This is a genomic window from Streptomyces misionensis (assembly GCF_900104815.1).
In the GTDB taxonomy this organism is placed as follows: Bacteria; Actinomycetota; Actinomycetes; order Streptomycetales; family Streptomycetaceae; genus Streptomyces; species Streptomyces misionensis.
Map to the genome: position 1 here is coordinate 2,231,317 of NZ_FNTD01000004.1, position 17,086 is coordinate 2,248,402.

Consider the following 17,086-nt stretch of genomic DNA (forward strand, 5'->3'; position numbering starts at 1 on the left):
GGTCGTACCGTGGGCGCATGGACAGCCATGGGCAGGACGGGCAGCGGGTCGTGTGGACCGTCGTGGAGACGGACATCGGCCCGCTGATGCTGGCGGCGACCGCGAACGGGCTGGTCAACGTCGTCTTCCACGCCACCGAAACCGTGCGCGAGCGGGCGCTGGAGCGGCTGGCGGCCCGGTTCGGCGGTGCGCCCGTCGCGGATCCGGACGCGCCGCCGCTGGCCGAGGCGATACGTCAGCTGCGGGCCTACTTCGCGGGTGAGCGGCAGGACTTCGAGCTGCCACTGGACTGGTCGCTGATCTCCGGGTTCAACCGGCAGGTGCTGCGGGAGCTGGCCTCCGGTGTGCCGTACGGCAGCGTGGTGGGGTACGGCGATCTCGCCGGGCGCGTCGGGCAGCCCGGCGGGGCGCAGGCGGTCGGCGCGGCGATGGGCGCCAATCCGCTGCCGGTGGTCGTGCCGTGTCACCGGGTGGTCGAAAGCGACGGCGGGATCGGGGGGTTCGGGGGCGGTCTGGAGACCAAGCGGAAGCTGCTCGCGCTCGAAGGGGTGCTCCCGGAACCGCTGTTCTGACCGGTCGGCGCGCGGATCCGGCCGGGGCCGCCGCCTCGTTCGGCCGTCTTCGGCCACCGCGCGGGCCGGCCGGGCCGCCCGGCGTTTAGCCGTGGCCGGCGCCCGCCAGGGATGAGGGAGGACGGGCAGGGGCCGACGGACAGGAGGCGGGCACATGGTGCTGGTGGTGTCGGAAGAGGTCCGGGAAGCGCTCGGTTCGGGGCGGCCGGTGGTGGCCCTGGAGTCCACGATCATCGCCCATGGCCTGCCCCGCCCGCGCAATCTGCGGGTGGCCCTGGAGCTGGAGGAGGCGGTGCGTGGCGAGGGCGCGGTACCGGCGACGGTCGCCGTGCTCGACGGGCGGCCGCTGATCGGCCTGGACAAGGCGCAGCTGGAGCGGGTCGCCAACGAGGACGGCATCCGCAAGCTGGGCCACCGCGACCTGCCGCTCGCCGTGGCGGCGCGGGCCAGTGGGGCGACCACGGTGTCGGCGACCGCGCGGCTGGCCGCGCTGGCGGGCATCAGGGTCTTCGCCACGGGCGGGCTGGGCGGGGTGCACCGGGAGTGGACGGTGACCCAGGACGAGTCGGCCGACCTGGGGTTGCTGGCGCGGACCGGGATCACCGTGGTGTGCGCGGGCGTGAAGTCGATCCTGGACGTGCCCGCGACCCTGCAACGGCTGGAGACGCTGGGTGTGGCCGTCGCCGGGTACGGCACCGACCGGTTCCCCGGCTTCTATCTGTCCGACTCGGGGCATCCGGTGGACTGGACGCTGCGCAGTCCGGAAGAGGTCGCCGCGGTGATGCGGGCGCAGGACGCGCTGGACGCGGCGCGGTCGGCGCTGATCGTGGCCAATCCGGTGCCGGAGGCGGACCAGCTCGACCCGGAGCTGCACGCGCGCGTGCTGGACGAGGCGCTCGCCGCCTGCGCGGAACGAGGCGTCACGGGTCAGGCGGTGACGCCGTTCCTCCTGGACTACCTGGTCCGGCACACGGACGGCGCGTCGCTGAGTGCCAACCTGGCGGCGGTGCGCGGCAATGTGCGGCTGGGGGCGCGGATCGCCGTCGCGTGGGCGCGGGGGTGAACCCGGGGCGCGCGGGAGCGTTGCTGGTCGTCGGGGACGTGGTCACGGATGTGGTGGCCCGGCACCGTGGCCCGCTCGCGGCCGGCACCGACACCGCGGCGGTGATCCGCACGCTGCCGGGCGGCGCTGGCGCCAACGTGGCCTGCTGGGCGGCTCGTTCGGGCTGTCCGGACGTACGGCTGCTGGGCCGGGTGGGCGCGGACTCGGCGGTGTGGCACGAACGGGAGCTGCTCGCGGCCGGGGTCCGTCCCCTGCTGGTGACCGATCCGCAGGCGGCGACGGGGACGGTGGTCTGCCTGGTCGACGCGGGGGCGGCGGCCGAGCGTACGTTCCTCACGGACAGCGGGGCCTCGCTGCGGCTGGAGCCCGCCGACTGGTCGGACGCGTTGCTCGACGAGGTGGGCCGACTGCATCTGTCGGGCTATCTGCTGTTCACCGAGTCGAGCCGGGCGCTCGCGCGGACCGCGCTGGCGGCGGCACGCGCGCGGGGCGTCCCGGTCAGCATGGACCCGGCTTCGGCGGGCTTCCTGGCGCGGCTGGGGGTGGAGCGCTTCCTCGCCTTCGCGCGGGGGCTGGACGCCCTGCTGCCCAGCCGGGACGAGGCGTGCCTGCTGACGGGGCTGCCGGAACCGGCGGACGCGGCGGCCAGGTTGAGCGAGATCGTCCCGCTGGTGGTGATCAAGGCGGGGGCGGAGGGGGCGTTGGTGACCGGGGCGGGCGGCACGCCCGTCCGGGTCCCCGCCGTACCGGCGACCCCTCGGGACACCACGGGCGCCGGCGACGCCTTCACCGGTGCCTTCCTCGCCGCCCTCCTGGCGGGCATGGACCCGGAGGAAGCGGCGGCACGGGGGTGCCGGGCGGGCGCGGAGGCGGTGGGCCTGGTCGGCGCCAGACCACCGCGTCCCGAGCCGGCCGGCGGGCCGCCGCCCTTCGGGCCCGCCGACAGGCCACCGCGACCATCGCAGCCGGAGCCCGCGGACTGACCACCGCACCGGGAGCCCGCCGGCCGGCCACCGACCCCGGAAGGGGACGGCCGGCCTGGAGACGCGTTACGTGCCAGGCGGTGCGGCCGGGCGGGGGGCGGGTGTCACGCCTTGCGGCACACATGGCGGCACAGGGCCGGTGGCGCGCACCTCGGCATACGTGCGGACCGGTGGCGCGCACCGCGGCATGGGTGCGGACCGGTGGCGCGCACGCGAGCCGGGATCACGCATCGCGACACGGGCGCGCGCTGGTGCCACGCATCGCGGCACCAGCGAGCCGGTGTCTCGCATCGCGGACCGGTGTCACGCCTTGCGCCCCCACGCCGAGATCATCGGTGCGGTGGTCAGGTCCATGCCGCCGGCCTCGACGTTGGCCAGGTGCTGTTCGATCTCCTCGGCGGTGGCCAGGCCCGCGTCGATGAGCCGGCCCCGGATCTGGCGGACCGTCGCGGCCTCCAGGGCGGTGCAGGCGGGTGAGGTCATGGGGAAGAAGCCGTCGGCCTCGACCTCGTGGAGACCGGCCTCCCGGAGCAGCCGCGGCAGCCGGCGTCCGTAGGCGAGGTCGGCGCCCCGCTCGGCGAGCAGCCCCCTGAAGCCCTGGCGCAGCCGGTTGGCGAGCCGCTGCTCGGGGCCGGACTCGTCGGGGCAGGTCAGCGGCTGGAGGGCGGGGTCGGCGTCCTCGATCAGCAGCCATCCGCCGGGCCGCAGCGCCTGGATCATGGACCGCAGCGCCCGGTCCCGGTCCGGGACGTGCACGAGCACCAGCCGGGCGTGGACCAGGTCGAAGCCCTCCCCCGGCGGCTCCTGCGCGCCCACGTCGTGGACGCGGATCTCCACCGGCGGCCGGCCCGCGGGGGCGAGCCGCGAGGTGTCGATGTCGGTGGCGACGACCCGACCGGCCGGGCCCGCCTTCTCCGCGAGCCAGGACACCACGGTACCGCCGGCCCCGACCTCCCAGCAGCGCCAGCCGGGCTCGATGCCGAGCGCCTCGATGTGCCGGAAGGTCGTGGGGTCGAAGAGGGTGGCGAAGGCGTCGAAGCGCTCCCCCGCCTCGCGCTGCCGGTTGTCCAGGAGGTACCCGTCGGATGGTGTCATGCGGCGATCATCCCAGTTGGAGGGCCTGTCCGGCCGGTCGGCTGCTCCTCGCGTACGGGGCCGCCCCGCGTGTCGTCCACAGGCGGGAACCAAGCGGAACGTCGCGTTCCCACAGGCTTACCCGCGCTTTGCCCTGGCCTGGCAAACTCTCGGATCACGGCGCGGAAGCGTCGTACGAGGAGATCCACCCGAGGAGATCCAGATGTCCATGGCAGGAAATCTGCGGAAGGTCACGGGGCTGAGCCCGGTGGACGGCCTGCGCAAGGTCGCGCGGCTGGCCCGGCGGCGGCCGCGCGTGGACCTGAGTCATCCGGCCCGCTCGCCCCTGGGTTCCTCGGTGGTCAACTGCGTGACGTACCAGGACGGCGTGCGCGTGCCGCAGTGCACCGATCTGCTGGAATCGGTGCGGATGGTCCGCAAGACCGGCGAGGGCTTCGTCTGGCTCGGGCTGCACGAACCGACGGACCACGAGTTCGCGGGCGTCGCCGAGCTGTTCGACCTGCACCCGCTGGCGGTGGAGGACGCGGTCGAGGCCCATCAGCGGCCGAAGCTGGAGCACTACGGCAACACGCTGTTCGCGGTGTTCAAAACGGTCTGCTACGTCGAGCACGAACGGCTGACGGCGACCAGCGAGGTGGTGAACACCGGCGAGATCATGGTCTTCGTCGGCGAGGACTTCGTCATCACGGTGCGGCACGGCAGGCACGGCTCGCTGGGCCCGCTGCGCGAAGAGCTGGAGTCCCACCCGCACCAGCTCTCGAAGGGCCCCGCGGCGGTGCTCCACGCCCTCGCCGACCATGTGGTGGACGACTACCTCGGGGTGACGGACGCGGTGCAGGCCGACATCGACCAGGTCGAGAGCGAGGTGTTCTCGGAAGAGGGCGCGCGGCTCGATCCCGGGCGCATCTACCAGATGAAGCGCGAACTGCTGGAGCTGAAGCGGGCGGTGATGCCGCTGGCCCGCCCCGTGGAGGACCTGGCCACCCGGCCCATACGGGTCGTCGCCCCCGAGATACAGGCCTACTTCCGGGATGTGCTCGACCATCTGATCCGGGCCACGGAGCAGATAGCCGCCTTCGACGAGCTGCTCAACTCCATCCTCCAGGCGCACCTCGCGCAGGTGACGGTCGCGCAGAACGAGGACATGCGGAAGATCACGGCGTGGGCGGCCGTGATCGCCGTTCCGACCATGGTGTGCGGTGTGTACGGCATGAACTTCGACCACATGCCGGAGCTGCACTGGCGGTTCGGTTATCCGCTGGCCATGGGGGCGATGGCGCTGGCGTGCCTGGCGCTGTACCGGGGCTTCAGACGCAACGGCTGGCTCTGACCGCCGAGCCCGCCGAGGCGGCACCACGGCCCCGTGCGGCCCGTGCGGGTCAGCCGTTCCAGGCGGGGTGGCGCGGGTCGTCGGCGCGCACCACCACATCCGCCGTGCCGGCCGGGTCGGTCTCCGCCTCGTAGCGCTCGAAGGCGGGGAGCGTCCAGTGGTCGGATTCCGGAGTACGACGGCGCAGGGCGCCCGGGGAGAGGAGGACGTGGACGGTCAGGTCGAAGGGGAACCAGTGCCGCAGCAGAAGGGGGCCGTGCAGCAACAGAACGCCACCAGGCGGGAGTTGGACATAGGGGCTGCGGGTGGCGCGGTCGGTGGCCGGGTCCCACAGGTCGGGTAGGACGCGCCCGCTGCCTCCGGGGTCGAGCGGGCCGAACACCTCGCGCCACAGGGCGCCGGTGTCGAACCAGCCGCCGTAGTACGACTCCGCGTCGCGCCGGCCGTGCTCCAGCCGCAGTGAGGCGGGGCGCAGAAAGCCCTCGGTGCCGACGACCAGCGACGGCCGGCCGCGCACCCGCAGCGCCTGAGCGACCAGCTCGGCCAGGTCTCCCGGGCGGGCGGCCGGGGCCCCGTCGAAGCCGACGCGCGCCCAGGTTCCGCCGTCGGCCGTCTCCAGCCCGGCCAGCCGGTCGGCGAGCCGCCCGGCGAGCCGTTCCCAGGTGATCGCTTCGAGTCGCACGGGCCCATGATGCCGGGTGCGGTGCAGCGGCGGTGCGGAGCCCTGCCGGACGGGGAAGGAAAGGGATATGGGCCAGCCCGTAACTCCCCACTCCCCGGGCCGACTTGTCGCCGTCCAGCCACTGCGGCACAAGCGTTGTGCCGCCTGCCGGCGCGGACCGCTGTCGCTGCTGGTGCTGGAGGACGGTGCGCCGCGCTGCCTGGACTGCGCCGATCTCGGGCATCTGGTGTTCCTGCCGCGCGGTGACACGGCGCTGACCCGCAGGTCGCGGGAGGAGAGCGCGCTGTCGGTCGTGGTGGTGCGGTTCAACCGGCGCAAGAGCCGTTACGAGCGGCAGGGCGTCCTCGTGGAGGAGGCGGCGCTGGCCCGTGCGGAGGAGCGCTGCCTGGCGGACGCGGAGGCCCGGCGCCGGCGACGGGCGCGGGACGCGCGGCGCCGGGGGGTGGCGGACGAGCGGTTCACGGCGGCGTTCGCGGCCGAGATCCTCCGTCTGTTCCCGGGCTGCCCGGCGGAGCGGGCCGGGGCCATCGCGGCGCACGCCTCCGCACGGGGCAGCGGGCGGGTGGGGCGCAGCGCGGCCGGGCGGGCACTGTCCGAGACCGCGGTGGTGTCGGCGGTCGTGGCCGGGGTGCGGCACGTGGACACGCCGTACGACCGGCTGCTGATGGACGGGGTGCCGCGGTACGAGGCCCGGCGCCGGATCGCCCCGGCCGTGGAGGCCGTGCTGCGGGCGTGGCGGGGAGCCGGGGAGGGTGAGGACCGGGGGTACGGCCACGGCCTGGCCCCGGGCACGCGAACGTCCCTCCCCCGCTGAGGGCGGCCGGCACCGCGCCTGGTCAGGCGTGGTGCGACGGGCACCGGCGCCCGTACTGCGCGGGTGTCGGCGCGGACGTATCGTGGCCGCAAGAGTGGCGGTATGTGCTGCCTTGTGGCGTATGGCCCGTCGTACACCCGGCGCCCCCGGTGCCCGTACGCGAGGATGAGGATCATGGCCGATCCCAAGGGGTTCATGACCACGCCGCGTCAGGAGTGGGCGCGGCGTCCCGTCGAGGAGCGGGTGCGGGACTGGGACGAGGTGTACGTCCCCGGGGCGCTGCTGCCCATCATCGGCAGGCAGGCGGACCGGTGCATGGACTGCGGGGTTCCGTTCTGCCACGACGCGTGTCCGCTGGGCAATCTCATCCCCGAGTGGAACGGCCTGGTGGCCCGGGGCGACTGGCGGGCGGCGAGCGACCGGCTGCACGCCACCAACAACTTCCCCGAGTTCACCGGGCGGTTGTGCCCGGCGCCCTGTGAGGCGGGCTGTGTGCTGGCGATCAACCAGCCGGCGGTCACCATCAAGAACGTCGAGTGCGCGATCGCCGACCGGGCCTGGGAAGAGGGGTTCGTGGCGCCGCGGCCGCCGGAGCGGCTGTCGGGGAGGACGGTCGCGGTGATCGGCTCCGGCCCCACGGGGCTCGCCGCCGCGCAGCAGCTGACGCGGGCCGGGCACACGGTCGCGGTGTACGAGAAGGACGACCGGATCGGCGGGCTGATGCGGTACGGCATCCCGGCGTTCAAGATGGAGAAGCGGCAGCTGGAGCGGCGGCTCGGGCAGATGCGGGCGGAGGGCACGCGGTTCCGTACCTCGACGGCGGTCGGACGGGACGTGGGGGCGGCGGAGCTGCGGGCGCGGTACGACGCCGTCGTCCTCGCGACGGGTGCCACGGCGTGGCGGGAACTGCCGGTGCCCGGGCGGGAGCTGGCGGGGGTGCACCAGGCGATGCGCTATCTGCCGCTGGCCAACCGGGTGTGCGAGGGGGACCTCGCGGTCTCGCCGCTGTCGGCGGCCGGGCGGCATGTCGTGATCGTCGGCGGCGGGGACACCGGGGCGGACTGCCTGGGGACGGCGGTGCGGGAGGGGGCTGCGTCGGTGACCCAGCTGGACATCTACGCGCAGCCGGGCGCGGAGCGTGACGAGTACGCGGAGCCGTGGCCGACGTATCCGAAGGTCTACCGGCTGTCGCCGGCGCACGAGGAGGCGGGGCAGCTGCGGACGGCGCCGGCGGCGGACGCGGACGCGCGCGTGTTCGCGGCGTCGACGCTCCGTTTCACCGGGGACGGCGACGGGCACGTGCGGGCGCTGGAGCTGGTGGAGGTCGACGAGCGGCGGCGGCCGTTGCCCGGCAGCGAGCGGACGATCCCGGCCGATCTGGTGCTGCTCGCGCTCGGTTTCTCCGGGCCGGACCGGGAGGACGGGCTGATCGACCAGTTGGGGCTGGCGCTGGACGAGCGGGGCACGATCGCCCGCGACGACGGGTTCGCGACCAATGTGCCCGGCGTGTTCGCCGCCGGGGACGCGGCGCGCGGGCAGTCGCTCATCGTCTGGGCCATCGCGGAGGGCCGGGCCGTGGCGGCGGCCGTCGACCGCTATCTGACCGGCACGTCGCGACTGCACGCGCCGATCTCCCCGGGGGACAAGCCGATGCAGGTGTGAGCCGCCGAGCTCCCCGGGAGGAGCCGGTGGACGGGCAGGGCAGGGGCGGTGGTGCGCGGGCGCACACCACCGCCCCTGCCGGGCGCCGCTACGCCTTCCGCGCCACCGCGCCGTACCCCGGGATCACCCCGTCGTCCTGACCCGGGACGGGTTCGCCCAGCTCGGGGTGCCACTTGTGGACGATCTCGACGCCCGGGTCGACGAGGTCGAGGCCGTCGAAGAAGCGGGTGAACTCCTCCCGGGTGCGCAGGGCGAGGGTGATGCCGGCGCCCTTGAGCTTGCCGGTGGCGGTCGCGGCGTCCTTCGGGGTGAAGTCGGCCGTGGCGTGGGTCATCACCAGGTAGCTGCCGGACGGCAGTTCGGCCAGCAGCCGGGCGACCAGCTCATGGGCGCCGTCCGTGTCCGGCACGAAGTGCAGCAGGGCGATCAGCGAGAGGGCGACCGGCTGCTTCAGGTCCAGGACCTCCCGGGCGCCGGCGATGATCGCGTCCGGGTCGCGCACGTCGGCCTGGAGGTACTCGGTGGCGCCCTGCGGGGTGCTGCGCAGCAGGGCGGCCGCGTGGGCCAGCACGATCGGGTCGTTGTCGCAGTAGACGACCCGGCTGTCGGGCGCGATCTGCTGGGCGACCTGGTGCAGGTTGGGCTCGGTCGGTATGCCGGTGCCGATGTCGAGGAACTGCCGCACCCCCTGCCGGGCCAGCCACCTGGTGGCGCGGTGCATGAAGGCGCGGTTGACCCGGGCCATCACCGGCACGCGGGGTTCGAGGGCCAGCATCTGCCGGCCCATCTCCTCGTCGACCGGGTAGTTGTCCTTGCCGCCGAGGTACCAGTCGTACATCCGCGCGGGATGCGGCTTGCTGGTGTCGATCTCGACGGCCGTCGGGTCCTGCCCTGTCATGCGGCACTCCGTAAACGTCTGATGTGAAGGATTGTCAAGTCTGTTGTCAATGCGTGAAGTCGAGCAAGTAATCAACACAGGCGACACGTGTCAGGTGAGCAGGAAGTCGGCCTCCCCCGCCTTGGCGCCTTCTATGAAGGCGGTCATCTCGTCCATGGTGTAGATCAGCGCCGGCCCGTCCGGGTCGGTGGACTGGCGTACGGCGATCCGGCCGTCGGCCAGTTTCATCGCCTCCAGGCAGTTTCCCCCGTTGCCGCCGCTCCAGGGCTTGTGCCAGCCCTCGCTGCCCAACTCCCGTGCGGGCATGCCGTTGTAGACGCGTGCGCGCGGCTTGATGCGTTCCATTCAGAGCTCCTTGCGGAGATCCCGGAGGATCTCTTTCGTGCGTTGTGCCGTGGCGGCCTGCGCCGCCATGCGGTCCATGACCTCGAGGTGGGTCGCCACCTCGGTGCGCGCGTCGAGGTAGACGGCGCCGGTCAGGTACTCGCTGTAGACCATGTCCGGCAGTTCTGACATGGCAAATCGGAACAGCACGAAGGGCCCGTAGGTTCCCGGGTGGGGCCCGTTCTCGAACGGGGCGACCTGGAGCGTCACGTTCGGCAGGCTCGCCGCCTCCAGGAGCCTGTCGACCTGGGCGCGCATCACCTCGGGCCCGCCGACCGGGCGGCGCAGGGCGGTCTCGTCCATCACGGCCCAGAACCGGGGGGCGTCGGAGCGGGTGAGCAGCTGCTGGCGCTGCATGCGCAGCGCGACATGGCGCTCGATGTCGTCCGGGCTGGTCTGGCCGATGGCACCGGATCTGAGTACTCCGCGGGCGTAGTCCTCGGTCTGGAGGAGTCCGGGGACGAAGTGGGGTTCGTAGGAGCGGATGAGGCTCGCCGCGCCCTCCAGGCTGACGTACATGGAGAACCAGCCGGGCAGGATGTCGTGGAACCGCTGCCACCAGCCGGGGCGGTTGGCCTCCTCGGCCAGCTGGACGAAGGCCTCCGCCTCGTCCTCGGGCACACCGTAGGCCTTCAGCAGCAGCTGGAGGTACGGGATCTTGAAGGCGACCTCGGCCATCTCCATGCGGCGGACGGTGGCGGGGGCGACGCGCAGTACCCGGGCGGCGTCCTCGCGCTTGAGTCCGGCGCGTTCCCGCAGGTCCAGCAGGCGCCGCCCGAGGACAACCTGTCCCACCGTCGGCGCGGACCGCGGCTCGCTCACGCTCCCACCTCCACCGAAAGCCTTCACTCAAAGGAACCCTGACAGCCCTGCGGCGCCGTTCGAAGGCTCATTCGAAGACCGGGTCGGACCTCCGGTGGACCCAATTGGCGCCGCGGGACGTGCTGTTGCGAGCAGTGTGCCACGGCGCCTGACCGAGTCACAGCGCACTCTGCAATTTTCAGAGTGACTCTTGCCAAGTGTCCGCGGCAGGGCGATAGTGGCAGGCGTGATTCCGTCCGCGCCTTTAGGAACAGACGCCGCCGCCGACCGCCCCGGTCTCGGCGCCGCAGTGGCTGCCCCGCGGGGCGGCGCCGCCGAGCGCCGGTTCCGTTTCGAGCTGGTCGCGCATCCGGGTTCCGTCGCCCGGGCGAGGCGCCTGGCGCACGCCCGGCTGACCGGCTGGTCGGTGTGCGCGGACACCTGTGACAGCGCGGCCCTGGTCATATCCGAGCTGGTCACCAACGCGATCGTGCACACCGCGAGCGAACGGGTGGTGTGCGAGTTGCACGACCACGACGACATGGTCCGCATCGCCGTGCGCGACGAGGGCTGTGCTCCCGGCGAGCCCCACCCCGCCGCGCAGCGGCCCGACGAGGAGCACGGGAGGGGGTTGCTCCTCGTCGACGCGCTGTGCCGGGCCTGGGGTGCGCAGGAGCACGGCTCCGGGCTGCTGGTCTGGGCGGAGCTGGCCCGCCGGGAGGAGCCGGCCGCCGAGCCCGCCGCGCCACGCGAGGATCTCGGCTGGGGCTCGCGCCCCAAGCCGGCCCGGCCCGGCGACTCCGGCGAGGACGAACCGGCCGAGGCCCACGACCTCGCCTCCGGTACGGGCGCCGAGCAGCCCGCGCACCGGGTGCCGGGACAGCCGCACCCACCGCACCGGGCGCCCGAAGGGCACCACCGCCGGCACGGCACCCCGGACCGCCGTCCGAACGGCGCCGCCGAGCCGTACCGGCACCGGGGCGCGGAGCAGCCTCCGCACCGGGCGCCGGAGCAGCGCCGCGACTGGGAGCGGCCGTGACCGGCGCGGCGAGCCCGGGACGGCACGGCGCGGCGGGGCGGGGCTCCGGCGGGCGCCCTGGTCCCGGCCTCGAGGTCGCGGGCGGGGAACGGGCGATGGGGATGAACACCCTGGTGCGGCTGCAACGCCGGCGTCCGGGCGCGGATCCGGGCCACCGGCTCCAGGTGCCGGAGGGCATGACCGTGCCGCTGGGCTGTGACGCCGTGGCCGTGCCCGATCGCCTCGGGCCGCCGGTCGTGGCGCGGCTGCCGCGGCTGGGGTGTGTGTACGCCGACGGGGCGCGCTGGTGGTGGATCGTGCCGTCGGACTCCGACTACGCGCTGCCCTGGCCGGCGCCCGCCGAGTACGCCCCGGGCGCGCTGGTCGGGGGCGCCGCGCGGCTGATCCACCGGCCGCGGGGCACGGTGCCGTACACCCCGCCGATCCCGCTCTACCTGGCGCTGTGCCGGGCGACGGGGACGACTCCGGAGTGGTCGCGGACGATCACCGCCTGACGGCCGCTTCGCTCCCCCGCACGATCACCAGGAAGGTGTCCGTCGCCAGGTCCATGACGACCTCGGCGGGCCGGCCCTCCAGGCGTCGCGCGTGCGCGAACTCCTCGGCGGGCCGCGATCCGCGCGGGCCGCCGGCCGGGAAGCGTCCGAGCACCGTTCGTGCGTTCACCATCGCGCACCTCCGCAAGAGCGTCGTCCTGTGTGGTCCTTCGTCGTTCTGAAGGAGAGAACGCCCGGCGGGAGGTGAACGCCTCGGCCGGTGACCGGACTGAGACATGTCCGGCACGGATTCGGCGCGGATCGCGATGGTCCGGTCACATTCCGAAAGGAAACCGCATCTTCCGGGTCAGAAGTCGTACTCGTCGTGGAGGCGCAGTTCCTCGCTTCCGGCGGGGTCCCGGCCGAGGGCGGTCAGGTCGAGGAGGGCGGTGGTGCTGCCCAGTTCGTCCAGCTCCGCGTCGTTGACCGAGTAGGTGTGGAACACCCGGTCGTGCTCGCGCAGGAAGCAGCTCAGGCCCGGCCGCTCGACCAGCTCGCCGCCGTCGCGCACGGTCGCCCCGAAGTCGGTGTTGAAGTCGCCGGGCGCCGAGGAGTACCAGGGCACCGCCCAGCCCATGCGCGCCTTGAACGGCAGGATGCGGGTGAACGGGGCCCGGGAGACGGCGGCGAACGAGGTGTTCCGGGCGCGCAGGTGCGCGAGGTGGCCGACCTGGTCGAGGAAGGCGGCGCAGCAGGGGCAGCCGGTCTCCCACTCGGGGGCGAACATGAAGTGGTGGACGACCAGCTGGGAGCGTCCTTCGAAGAGGTCGAGCAGGGTCGCCTTGCCGTCGCCGCCCTCGAAGAGGTACTCGGGGTCGACCTCGACCATGGGCAGCCGGCGCCGCTCGGCACCGAGCGCCCGGCGCGCCTGTCTGACCGCTTCCTCCCTGTGCCGTAACTCCTCGCGCGCGATGCGCCATTGCTCGCGCGAGACGATCTCCGGAAGCGACATGGGCCCTCCTGTCCGACGGTCGGTCGAGAGTGCTGACCGGCGCCGGGCCCGGAACTCATCGCCGTGCGCGGGGTTTTCTCACCCGGCCGCGGTCACGGCGCCGGTGGCAGTGCCGCCGCGACGATCTCCTCCGCTCTGGCGACGGCGCTGACCAGGGCGTCGGGAGCGGGGCTCAGCTCGCTCAGCAGCGTGTCGAACACCCGCAGTCCGGCCCGTTCCAGCAGCCGTTTCTCGTTGGTCACCCACTCCCCGCGGGCGGCGAGGACGGCGTGGGCCGCCTGGGTCGCGGCGGTGGCGACGGCGCCCGCGGTCTCGGTGAGGCGCCCCTTGGGCGCGTGGTTCGCCTTGGCGTAGCCGAGGGTGGCGCGGGCGGTGCCGTGCCAGCGGTCGGCGGCGCCCCGGCGCAGCTTGTCCGGGTAGCCGGCGGGGCGGGGCAGTTCGCCGCGCAGCACCCGGTTGACGGCCAGTTCGGCCACGATCAGATAGGTGGGGATGCCGGCGAGGTGGAACAGCAGCGGTTCCACCCGGAACCGTCCCTGCTCCGCCTCGGCCAGTTCGTGCTCGACCACGTCCAGGTCGCGGTAGTGCACATCGACCCGGCGTCCGTCGATGGTCAGCCAGGCCCCGCCGTTGAAGACGCCGCCGCCCCAGTCGCCGACTCCGCAGACCTCGCCCTGCCAGCCGACGGCGCGCAGGTCGGCCGGGTCGAAGGGGCCCCGGTAGTAGACGGCCAGGTCCCAGTCGCTGTCGGGGCGGTGGGTGCCCTCGGCCCGGGAGCCGCCGAGGGCGACGGCGCGGACGGTGGGCAGGGCGGCGAGCCGGTCGGCGGTGGCGGAGAGGAAGTCGGGGTCGCAGAGACGTGGCATGGGGCCAGCCTGCGCCATGGAGGGCCGGGTCCGCGCGCGGATTACCCCGGTGTCCGCCCCCGCGCCGGGAAATTGGGATGCGCGCGCGCCCGACGGGGGCCGATGATCGGGAGGTTGTCCGCTGACCGTCCCAGGAGCAGATCCGTGATCCAGCGCGTCACCGTTCCCACCCTCTTCCCGCCGCCCACCTACTCCCACGCCTCCGTGGTCGAGGCGGGCACCCGACTGGCGTTCCTCGCCGGGTCCGTACCGCTCGACGAGCGGGGCGAGCTCGTCGGACCCGGCGATCCCGTGCGCCAGGCCGAGCAGGTGATCGCCAACCTGAGCGCGCAACTGCTCGCCGTGGGCAGCGACTTGGCGCACGTTCTCCGGACGGAGGTGTACGTCGTGGGCGATGAGCCCGCGACCCTGTCGGCGGTCTGGCGGGTCGTGGAGGACTCCGGGCTGAGCAAGGGCCCGCACTCGTCCACCCTGCTCGGTGTCGCCTGCCTCGGGTACACCGGACAGCTGGTGGAGATCACGGCGACCGCGGTGGTGCCCGACGGTCCGGCGGACACCGGGGAACAGCGGTGACCGGGGTCGTCCTGCGGCGGGCCGTGGCGGCGGACGCCCGGGCCGCCTCCGATGTGTGGCTGCGGTCGTTCGGCGCCGCGCTGCCCACGGTCGTACGGCCGCGCACCGACGAGGAGGTCCACGACTACTTCCGGGACGTCGTCGTGCCGCTGCGCGAGACCTGGGTGGCGGAGGCGGACGAGGAGCGGATCGTCGGGGTGATGGTGCTCGACGGGGAACTGCTGTCCCAGCTGTACCTGGACCCGCGGTGGCGGGGGCGGGGGCTCGGCGACCGGTTCATGGCGGTGGCCAAGGAGCGCTGCCCGGACCGGCTGAGCCTGTGGACCTTCCAGGTCAACGGACCCGCCCGGCGCTTCTACGAACGCCACGGCTTCGTCGCCGTCGAGACCACGGACGGCCACGGCAACGAGGAGCGGGAGCCGGACGTGCGGTACGTGTGGCAGCCCTGAACGTGCCTTCCGCGACGGCGGGTTCGCCCCTCTCCGGGGCTTGCCCGCGCCGGGCACCGCGGCCGGGCCGGGGCCCCGGGCTTCAGGACACCGGCAGTCCCGCCGTCTGCGCGGCCGTGCGCAGCACCTCGCGCAGCATCGCTGGGGTCAGCCGGCCGGTGAAGGTGTTGCGCTGGCTGACGTGGAAGCAGCCGAAGAGGTCCAGGCCGTCGAGCGTGACCCGGGTGCCGTGCGCGAAGGCCGGGCGGGGCCGGGGGACGGTCCAGCCCGCCTCGGCGAACGCGGGCAGCGCCGCCTGCCAGCCGAAGGCGCCGAGGACCACCGCGGCCCGCACCGTCGGGCGCAGCAGATGCAGCTCCTGGACCAGCCAGGACCGGCAGGTGTCGCGCTCGCCGGGGGTCGGCTTGTTCGCGGGCGGCGCGCAGTGCACGGGCGCGGTGACCCGGACTCCGTACAGCTCCAGTCCGTCGTCGGCGCTGACCGAGGTGGGGCGGTTGGCGAGGCCCACGTCGTACAGCGCCTGGTAGAGCACGTCCCCGGAGCGGTCGCCGGTGAACATGCGCCCGGTGCGGTTGCCGCCGTGCGCCGCCGGGGCCAGACCGATGATCAGCAGCCGGGCGTCCGCGGGACCGAAGCCGGGCACCGGCCGGCCCCAGTACGTCCAGTCGGCGAACGCGGCTCGTTTGGTGCGCGCGACCTCCTCGCGCCACTCCACCAGCCGGGGGCAGGCCCGGCAGCCCGTGAGGCGCCGGTCCAGCCGGGCGAGGGCACCGCTGTCGTCCATACGGCCACCGTATGCCCAGGGCACCGCGACCCATGTCCATGATCTTCGGTGATGCCTCTCCTCCTTCCTTCTCTCTCTTCTCCCGACGGCTCCCGTCCGGGCCCCGGGCCGCCCCCGGGAAAACGGGTCCGGCTCATCCGGCCCGGGGCGTTAGGGTCGGAACATGGCTTCCGAGGACACGGACGAGAACGTGAACCCTGGCACCGGCGGGCCCGCCGGGACGGGCCCCGACCGGCCCGCCGAGGACTCCGGTGCCCGTGCCGGCCAACCGCTCGACCCCAAGGTGGCCGCCGCCGAGGCCGCGGGGCCGGGCAACGGCGAGACGGTCCGGATCGACAGCTGGATCTGGGCCGTGCGGCTGATCAAGACGCGTTCCCTCGGCGCCGCCGCCTGCCGTGGTGGGCATGTGCATGTGAACGGTGAGCGGGTGAAGCCGGCGTACTCCGTCCGGGTGGGCGACGAGGTGCGGCTGCGGCACGAGGGACGGGAGCGGGTGGTGATCGTCAAGCGCCTCATCCGCAAGCGGGTCGGCGCGCCCGTGGCCGTGCAGTGCTACATCGACAACTCCCCTCCGCCCCCGCCCCGCGAGGCCGTCGCCCCCGCCGGCCTGCGCGACCGGGGCGCCGGCCGCCCCACCAAGCGGGACCGCCGGGAGATGGAGCGCCTGCGCGGCCTCGCCGCCCCGGGCCCCGCCTCCGGCCCCGCCGCCGGCTTCGCCGGTCCTGGCGGGCGGCCCAAGGGCCGGTGACGGGCGGCGCCGCCGAAACGCCGACCGGTGCCCCGGCGGACGGACCTCCGCCGGGCCGGCCGCCGTCACCGTGCGCCTACGCCACCGGCACGGCCCGTACCCATGTCCCGTCCGGGGTCAGATACTCGTCCACCTCCAGTCCCGCCTCCGCGAGCGCCGCTTCGAACTGCTCCTTGGTCAGGGGCCGGGCGAGGAAGGTCTGGGTCCAGGTGCCGTCCGGGAACATGTACTCGACGTGGACGGAGTTGACCCCGTCCCCCACGGGCCGCACCGAGGCGATCCGGACCGTGAAGCCGCCGGGGTCGACCCGCTCTCTCGGCACATCGGTGTGGTAGCCCTCGCCCTCCCGCTGGATGAGGACGCTGCCCCCCTCGGCCACATGGCGGGCGCAGGTGCGCAGCAGTCCCTGGCGCACCGCCTCGTCACCGGCGTGGACCAGGAACGACGCGAGCAGCACCACGTCGAACTTCTCGTCCCCCAGGTCCAGTTCCTCGATGGGGCGGCATATCGTGCGCGCCCCGTGGATCCGGGCCAGCATCTCCGCGGACTCGTCCACCGCGGTGACCGTGAACCCCCGCTCCAGCAGCGGATGGGTCATCCGGCCCACCCCGCTGCCCAGTTCCAGGATGTGTGCCCCGGCCGGTACCGCCGCGGCGATGATGTCCGGCTCCGGCCCCGCGGGCAGCCGCGAGTAGACCTCCACCGCGCAGCCGTCCGGGGTGATCGCGCCGCTTCCCGTGCCCTCGTATCCCTCACGCATCTCGACCGTCATGCCCGGACAACGGCCCGCCTCCGACCGCCCGTTCCCGTTCGACCGTAGTTCACTCGTTCGAGCTAAGTGTCGCCGAGCGGGAACTC

At 73.9% G+C, this 17,086-nt stretch carries 21 protein-coding genes; 11 read left to right on the forward strand and 10 right to left on the reverse strand.

Features of this window, described 5'->3' with window-relative positions:
- The first annotated feature begins 17 nt into the window (after nucleotides 1-17).
- From BLW85_RS11745 to BLW85_RS11755, 3 genes are all read left to right on the forward strand, one after another.
- On the forward strand, nucleotides 18-572 hold the full coding sequence (locus tag BLW85_RS11745) for a methylated-DNA--[protein]-cysteine S-methyltransferase (RefSeq protein WP_070028490.1): 555 nt from the start codon (nucleotides 18-20) through the stop codon (nucleotides 570-572).
- A gap of 154 nt (nucleotides 573-726) precedes the next feature.
- Nucleotides 727-1,635 (forward strand): pseudouridine-5'-phosphate glycosidase, encoded by a 909-nt coding sequence (locus BLW85_RS11750; protein ID WP_074992014.1) that lies wholly within the window; start codon nucleotides 727-729, stop codon nucleotides 1,633-1,635.
- A complete protein-coding gene (locus tag BLW85_RS11755; RefSeq protein ID WP_079172317.1) occupies nucleotides 1,620-2,618 on the forward strand; it encodes a carbohydrate kinase family protein in 999 nt (332 codons plus the stop codon). The genes BLW85_RS11750 and BLW85_RS11755 overlap by 16 nt, the downstream gene beginning before the upstream one ends.
- A gap of 303 nt (nucleotides 2,619-2,921) precedes the next feature.
- On the opposite strand, the gene BLW85_RS11760 is transcribed toward BLW85_RS11755, so the two are convergent.
- Entirely contained in the window at nucleotides 2,922-3,713 is a 792-nt protein-coding gene (locus BLW85_RS11760) for a class I SAM-dependent methyltransferase (protein WP_074992015.1), read from the reverse strand.
- A 202-nt stretch (nucleotides 3,714-3,915) separates the two neighbouring features.
- Between BLW85_RS11760 and corA the strand changes: the two genes are divergently transcribed.
- Nucleotides 3,916-5,043 carry a magnesium/cobalt transporter CorA gene (gene corA, locus BLW85_RS11765; RefSeq protein ID WP_070028493.1) on the forward strand — a complete coding sequence of 376 codons (1,128 nt, stop codon included), beginning with the start codon at nucleotides 3,916-3,918 and terminating at the stop codon, nucleotides 5,041-5,043.
- 49 nt (nucleotides 5,044-5,092) lie between these two features.
- Here corA and BLW85_RS11770 read toward each other — a convergent pair whose 3' ends face one another.
- Entirely contained in the window at nucleotides 5,093-5,725 is a 633-nt protein-coding gene (locus BLW85_RS11770; protein ID WP_074992016.1) for a nucleoside/nucleotide kinase family protein, read from the reverse strand.
- Nucleotides 5,726-5,792: 67 nt separating this feature from the next.
- On the opposite strand from BLW85_RS11770, the gene BLW85_RS11775 reads away from it, so the two are divergent.
- Together BLW85_RS11775 and BLW85_RS11780 are read left to right on the forward strand one after the other, a co-directional pair.
- A complete protein-coding gene (locus tag BLW85_RS11775) occupies nucleotides 5,793-6,539 on the forward strand; it encodes a DUF2293 domain-containing protein (protein WP_074992017.1) in 747 nt (248 codons plus the stop codon).
- Nucleotides 6,540-6,713: 174 nt separating this feature from the next.
- On the forward strand, nucleotides 6,714-8,201 hold the full coding sequence (locus tag BLW85_RS11780) for a glutamate synthase subunit beta (RefSeq protein ID WP_074992018.1): 1,488 nt from the start codon (nucleotides 6,714-6,716) through the stop codon (nucleotides 8,199-8,201).
- Nucleotides 8,202-8,289: 88 nt separating this feature from the next.
- On the opposite strand, the gene BLW85_RS11785 is transcribed toward BLW85_RS11780, so the two are convergent.
- The 3 genes from BLW85_RS11785 to BLW85_RS11795 form a co-directional block, all read right to left on the reverse strand.
- A complete protein-coding gene (locus tag BLW85_RS11785) occupies nucleotides 8,290-9,099 on the reverse strand; it encodes an SAM-dependent methyltransferase (protein WP_070028497.1) in 810 nt (269 codons plus the stop codon).
- 90 nt (nucleotides 9,100-9,189) lie between these two features.
- Entirely contained in the window at nucleotides 9,190-9,444 is a 255-nt protein-coding gene (locus BLW85_RS11790; RefSeq protein ID WP_070028498.1) for a DUF397 domain-containing protein, read from the reverse strand.
- A complete protein-coding gene (locus BLW85_RS11795; RefSeq protein ID WP_070028499.1) occupies nucleotides 9,445-10,305 on the reverse strand; it encodes a helix-turn-helix domain-containing protein in 861 nt (286 codons plus the stop codon).
- A 289-nt stretch (nucleotides 10,306-10,594) separates the two neighbouring features.
- On the opposite strand from BLW85_RS11795, the gene BLW85_RS11800 reads away from it, so the two are divergent.
- Together BLW85_RS11800 and BLW85_RS11805 are read left to right on the forward strand one after the other, a co-directional pair.
- Nucleotides 10,595-11,323 (forward strand): ATP-binding protein, encoded by a 729-nt coding sequence (locus tag BLW85_RS11800; RefSeq protein ID WP_403420495.1) that lies wholly within the window; start codon nucleotides 10,595-10,597, stop codon nucleotides 11,321-11,323.
- Nucleotides 11,324-11,418: 95 nt separating this feature from the next.
- Complete coding sequence (locus BLW85_RS11805; protein ID WP_070028700.1) at nucleotides 11,419-11,817, forward strand: hypothetical protein; 399 nt, start codon at nucleotides 11,419-11,421, stop codon at nucleotides 11,815-11,817.
- Here BLW85_RS11805 and BLW85_RS11810 read toward each other — a convergent pair.
- From BLW85_RS11810 to BLW85_RS11820, 3 genes are all read right to left on the reverse strand, one after another.
- Nucleotides 11,807-11,989, reverse strand: a complete 183-nt coding sequence (locus BLW85_RS11810) for a hypothetical protein (RefSeq protein WP_074992019.1) — start codon at nucleotides 11,987-11,989, stop codon at nucleotides 11,807-11,809. The genes BLW85_RS11805 and BLW85_RS11810 overlap by 11 nt on opposite strands.
- 174 nt (nucleotides 11,990-12,163) lie before the next feature.
- The gene (locus tag BLW85_RS11815; RefSeq protein ID WP_074992020.1) at nucleotides 12,164-12,808 is read right to left on the reverse strand and encodes a DUF899 domain-containing protein; all 645 of its coding nucleotides are present in this window, start codon (nucleotides 12,806-12,808) and stop codon (nucleotides 12,164-12,166) included.
- Nucleotides 12,809-12,900: 92 nt separating this feature from the next.
- Complete coding sequence (locus tag BLW85_RS11820) at nucleotides 12,901-13,674, reverse strand: nucleotidyltransferase domain-containing protein (protein WP_074992021.1); 774 nt, start codon at nucleotides 13,672-13,674, stop codon at nucleotides 12,901-12,903.
- Nucleotides 13,675-13,818: 144 nt separating this feature from the next.
- Between BLW85_RS11820 and BLW85_RS11825 the strand changes: the two genes are divergently transcribed.
- Both BLW85_RS11825 and BLW85_RS11830 read left to right on the forward strand, forming a co-directional pair.
- Nucleotides 13,819-14,247: a RidA family protein gene (locus tag BLW85_RS11825; RefSeq protein ID WP_074992022.1), complete on the forward strand. Its 429-nt coding sequence runs from the start codon at nucleotides 13,819-13,821 to the stop codon at nucleotides 14,245-14,247.
- Nucleotides 14,244-14,696 (forward strand): GNAT family N-acetyltransferase, encoded by a 453-nt coding sequence (locus BLW85_RS11830; protein WP_070028504.1) that lies wholly within the window; start codon nucleotides 14,244-14,246, stop codon nucleotides 14,694-14,696. The genes BLW85_RS11825 and BLW85_RS11830 overlap by 4 nt, the downstream gene beginning before the upstream one ends.
- 82 nt (nucleotides 14,697-14,778) lie before the next feature.
- On the opposite strand, the gene BLW85_RS11835 is transcribed toward BLW85_RS11830, so the two are convergent.
- Nucleotides 14,779-15,480: a uracil-DNA glycosylase gene (locus BLW85_RS11835; RefSeq protein WP_074992023.1), complete on the reverse strand. Its 702-nt coding sequence runs from the start codon at nucleotides 15,478-15,480 to the stop codon at nucleotides 14,779-14,781.
- A 163-nt stretch (nucleotides 15,481-15,643) separates the two neighbouring features.
- Here BLW85_RS11835 and BLW85_RS11840 point away from each other — a divergent pair, with 163 nt between their 5' ends.
- Entirely contained in the window at nucleotides 15,644-16,228 is a 585-nt protein-coding gene (locus BLW85_RS11840; RefSeq protein ID WP_079172319.1) for an RNA-binding S4 domain-containing protein, read from the forward strand.
- Nucleotides 16,229-16,304: 76 nt separating this feature from the next.
- On the opposite strand, the gene BLW85_RS11845 is transcribed toward BLW85_RS11840, so the two are convergent.
- A complete protein-coding gene (locus tag BLW85_RS11845) occupies nucleotides 16,305-16,988 on the reverse strand; it encodes a class I SAM-dependent methyltransferase (protein ID WP_074996043.1) in 684 nt (227 codons plus the stop codon).
- Nucleotides 16,989-17,086: the final 98 nt, after the last annotated feature.

Coding starts and splice junctions, on each gene's coding strand:
- BLW85_RS11785 (WP_070028497.1), bottom strand. CDS start 9,099: ATGACAGGGCAGGACCCGACGGCCGTCGAGATCGACACCAGCAAGCCG.
- BLW85_RS11805 (WP_070028700.1), top strand. CDS start 11,419: ATGGGGATGAACACCCTGGTGCGGCTGCAACGCCGGCGTCCGGGCGCG.
- BLW85_RS11845 (WP_074996043.1), bottom strand. CDS start 16,988: ATGCGTGAGGGATACGAGGGCACGGGAAGCGGCGCGATCACCCCGGAC.
- BLW85_RS11750 (WP_074992014.1), top strand. CDS start 727: ATGGTGCTGGTGGTGTCGGAAGAGGTCCGGGAAGCGCTCGGTTCGGGG.
- BLW85_RS11820 (WP_074992021.1), bottom strand. CDS start 13,674: ATGCCACGTCTCTGCGACCCCGACTTCCTCTCCGCCACCGCCGACCGG.
- BLW85_RS11790 (WP_070028498.1), bottom strand. CDS start 9,444: ATGGAACGCATCAAGCCGCGCGCACGCGTCTACAACGGCATGCCCGCA.
- BLW85_RS11775 (WP_074992017.1), top strand. CDS start 5,793: ATGGGCCAGCCCGTAACTCCCCACTCCCCGGGCCGACTTGTCGCCGTC.
- BLW85_RS11745 (WP_070028490.1), top strand. CDS start 18: ATGGACAGCCATGGGCAGGACGGGCAGCGGGTCGTGTGGACCGTCGTG.
- BLW85_RS11815 (WP_074992020.1), bottom strand. CDS start 12,808: ATGTCGCTTCCGGAGATCGTCTCGCGCGAGCAATGGCGCATCGCGCGC.
- BLW85_RS11780 (WP_074992018.1), top strand. CDS start 6,714: ATGGCCGATCCCAAGGGGTTCATGACCACGCCGCGTCAGGAGTGGGCG.
- BLW85_RS11810 (WP_074992019.1), bottom strand. CDS start 11,989: ATGGTGAACGCACGAACGGTGCTCGGACGCTTCCCGGCCGGCGGCCCG.
- BLW85_RS11840 (WP_079172319.1), top strand. CDS start 15,644: ATGGCTTCCGAGGACACGGACGAGAACGTGAACCCTGGCACCGGCGGG.
- corA (WP_070028493.1), top strand. CDS start 3,916: ATGTCCATGGCAGGAAATCTGCGGAAGGTCACGGGGCTGAGCCCGGTG.
- BLW85_RS11835 (WP_074992023.1), bottom strand. CDS start 15,480: ATGGACGACAGCGGTGCCCTCGCCCGGCTGGACCGGCGCCTCACGGGC.
- BLW85_RS11760 (WP_074992015.1), bottom strand. CDS start 3,713: ATGACACCATCCGACGGGTACCTCCTGGACAACCGGCAGCGCGAGGCG.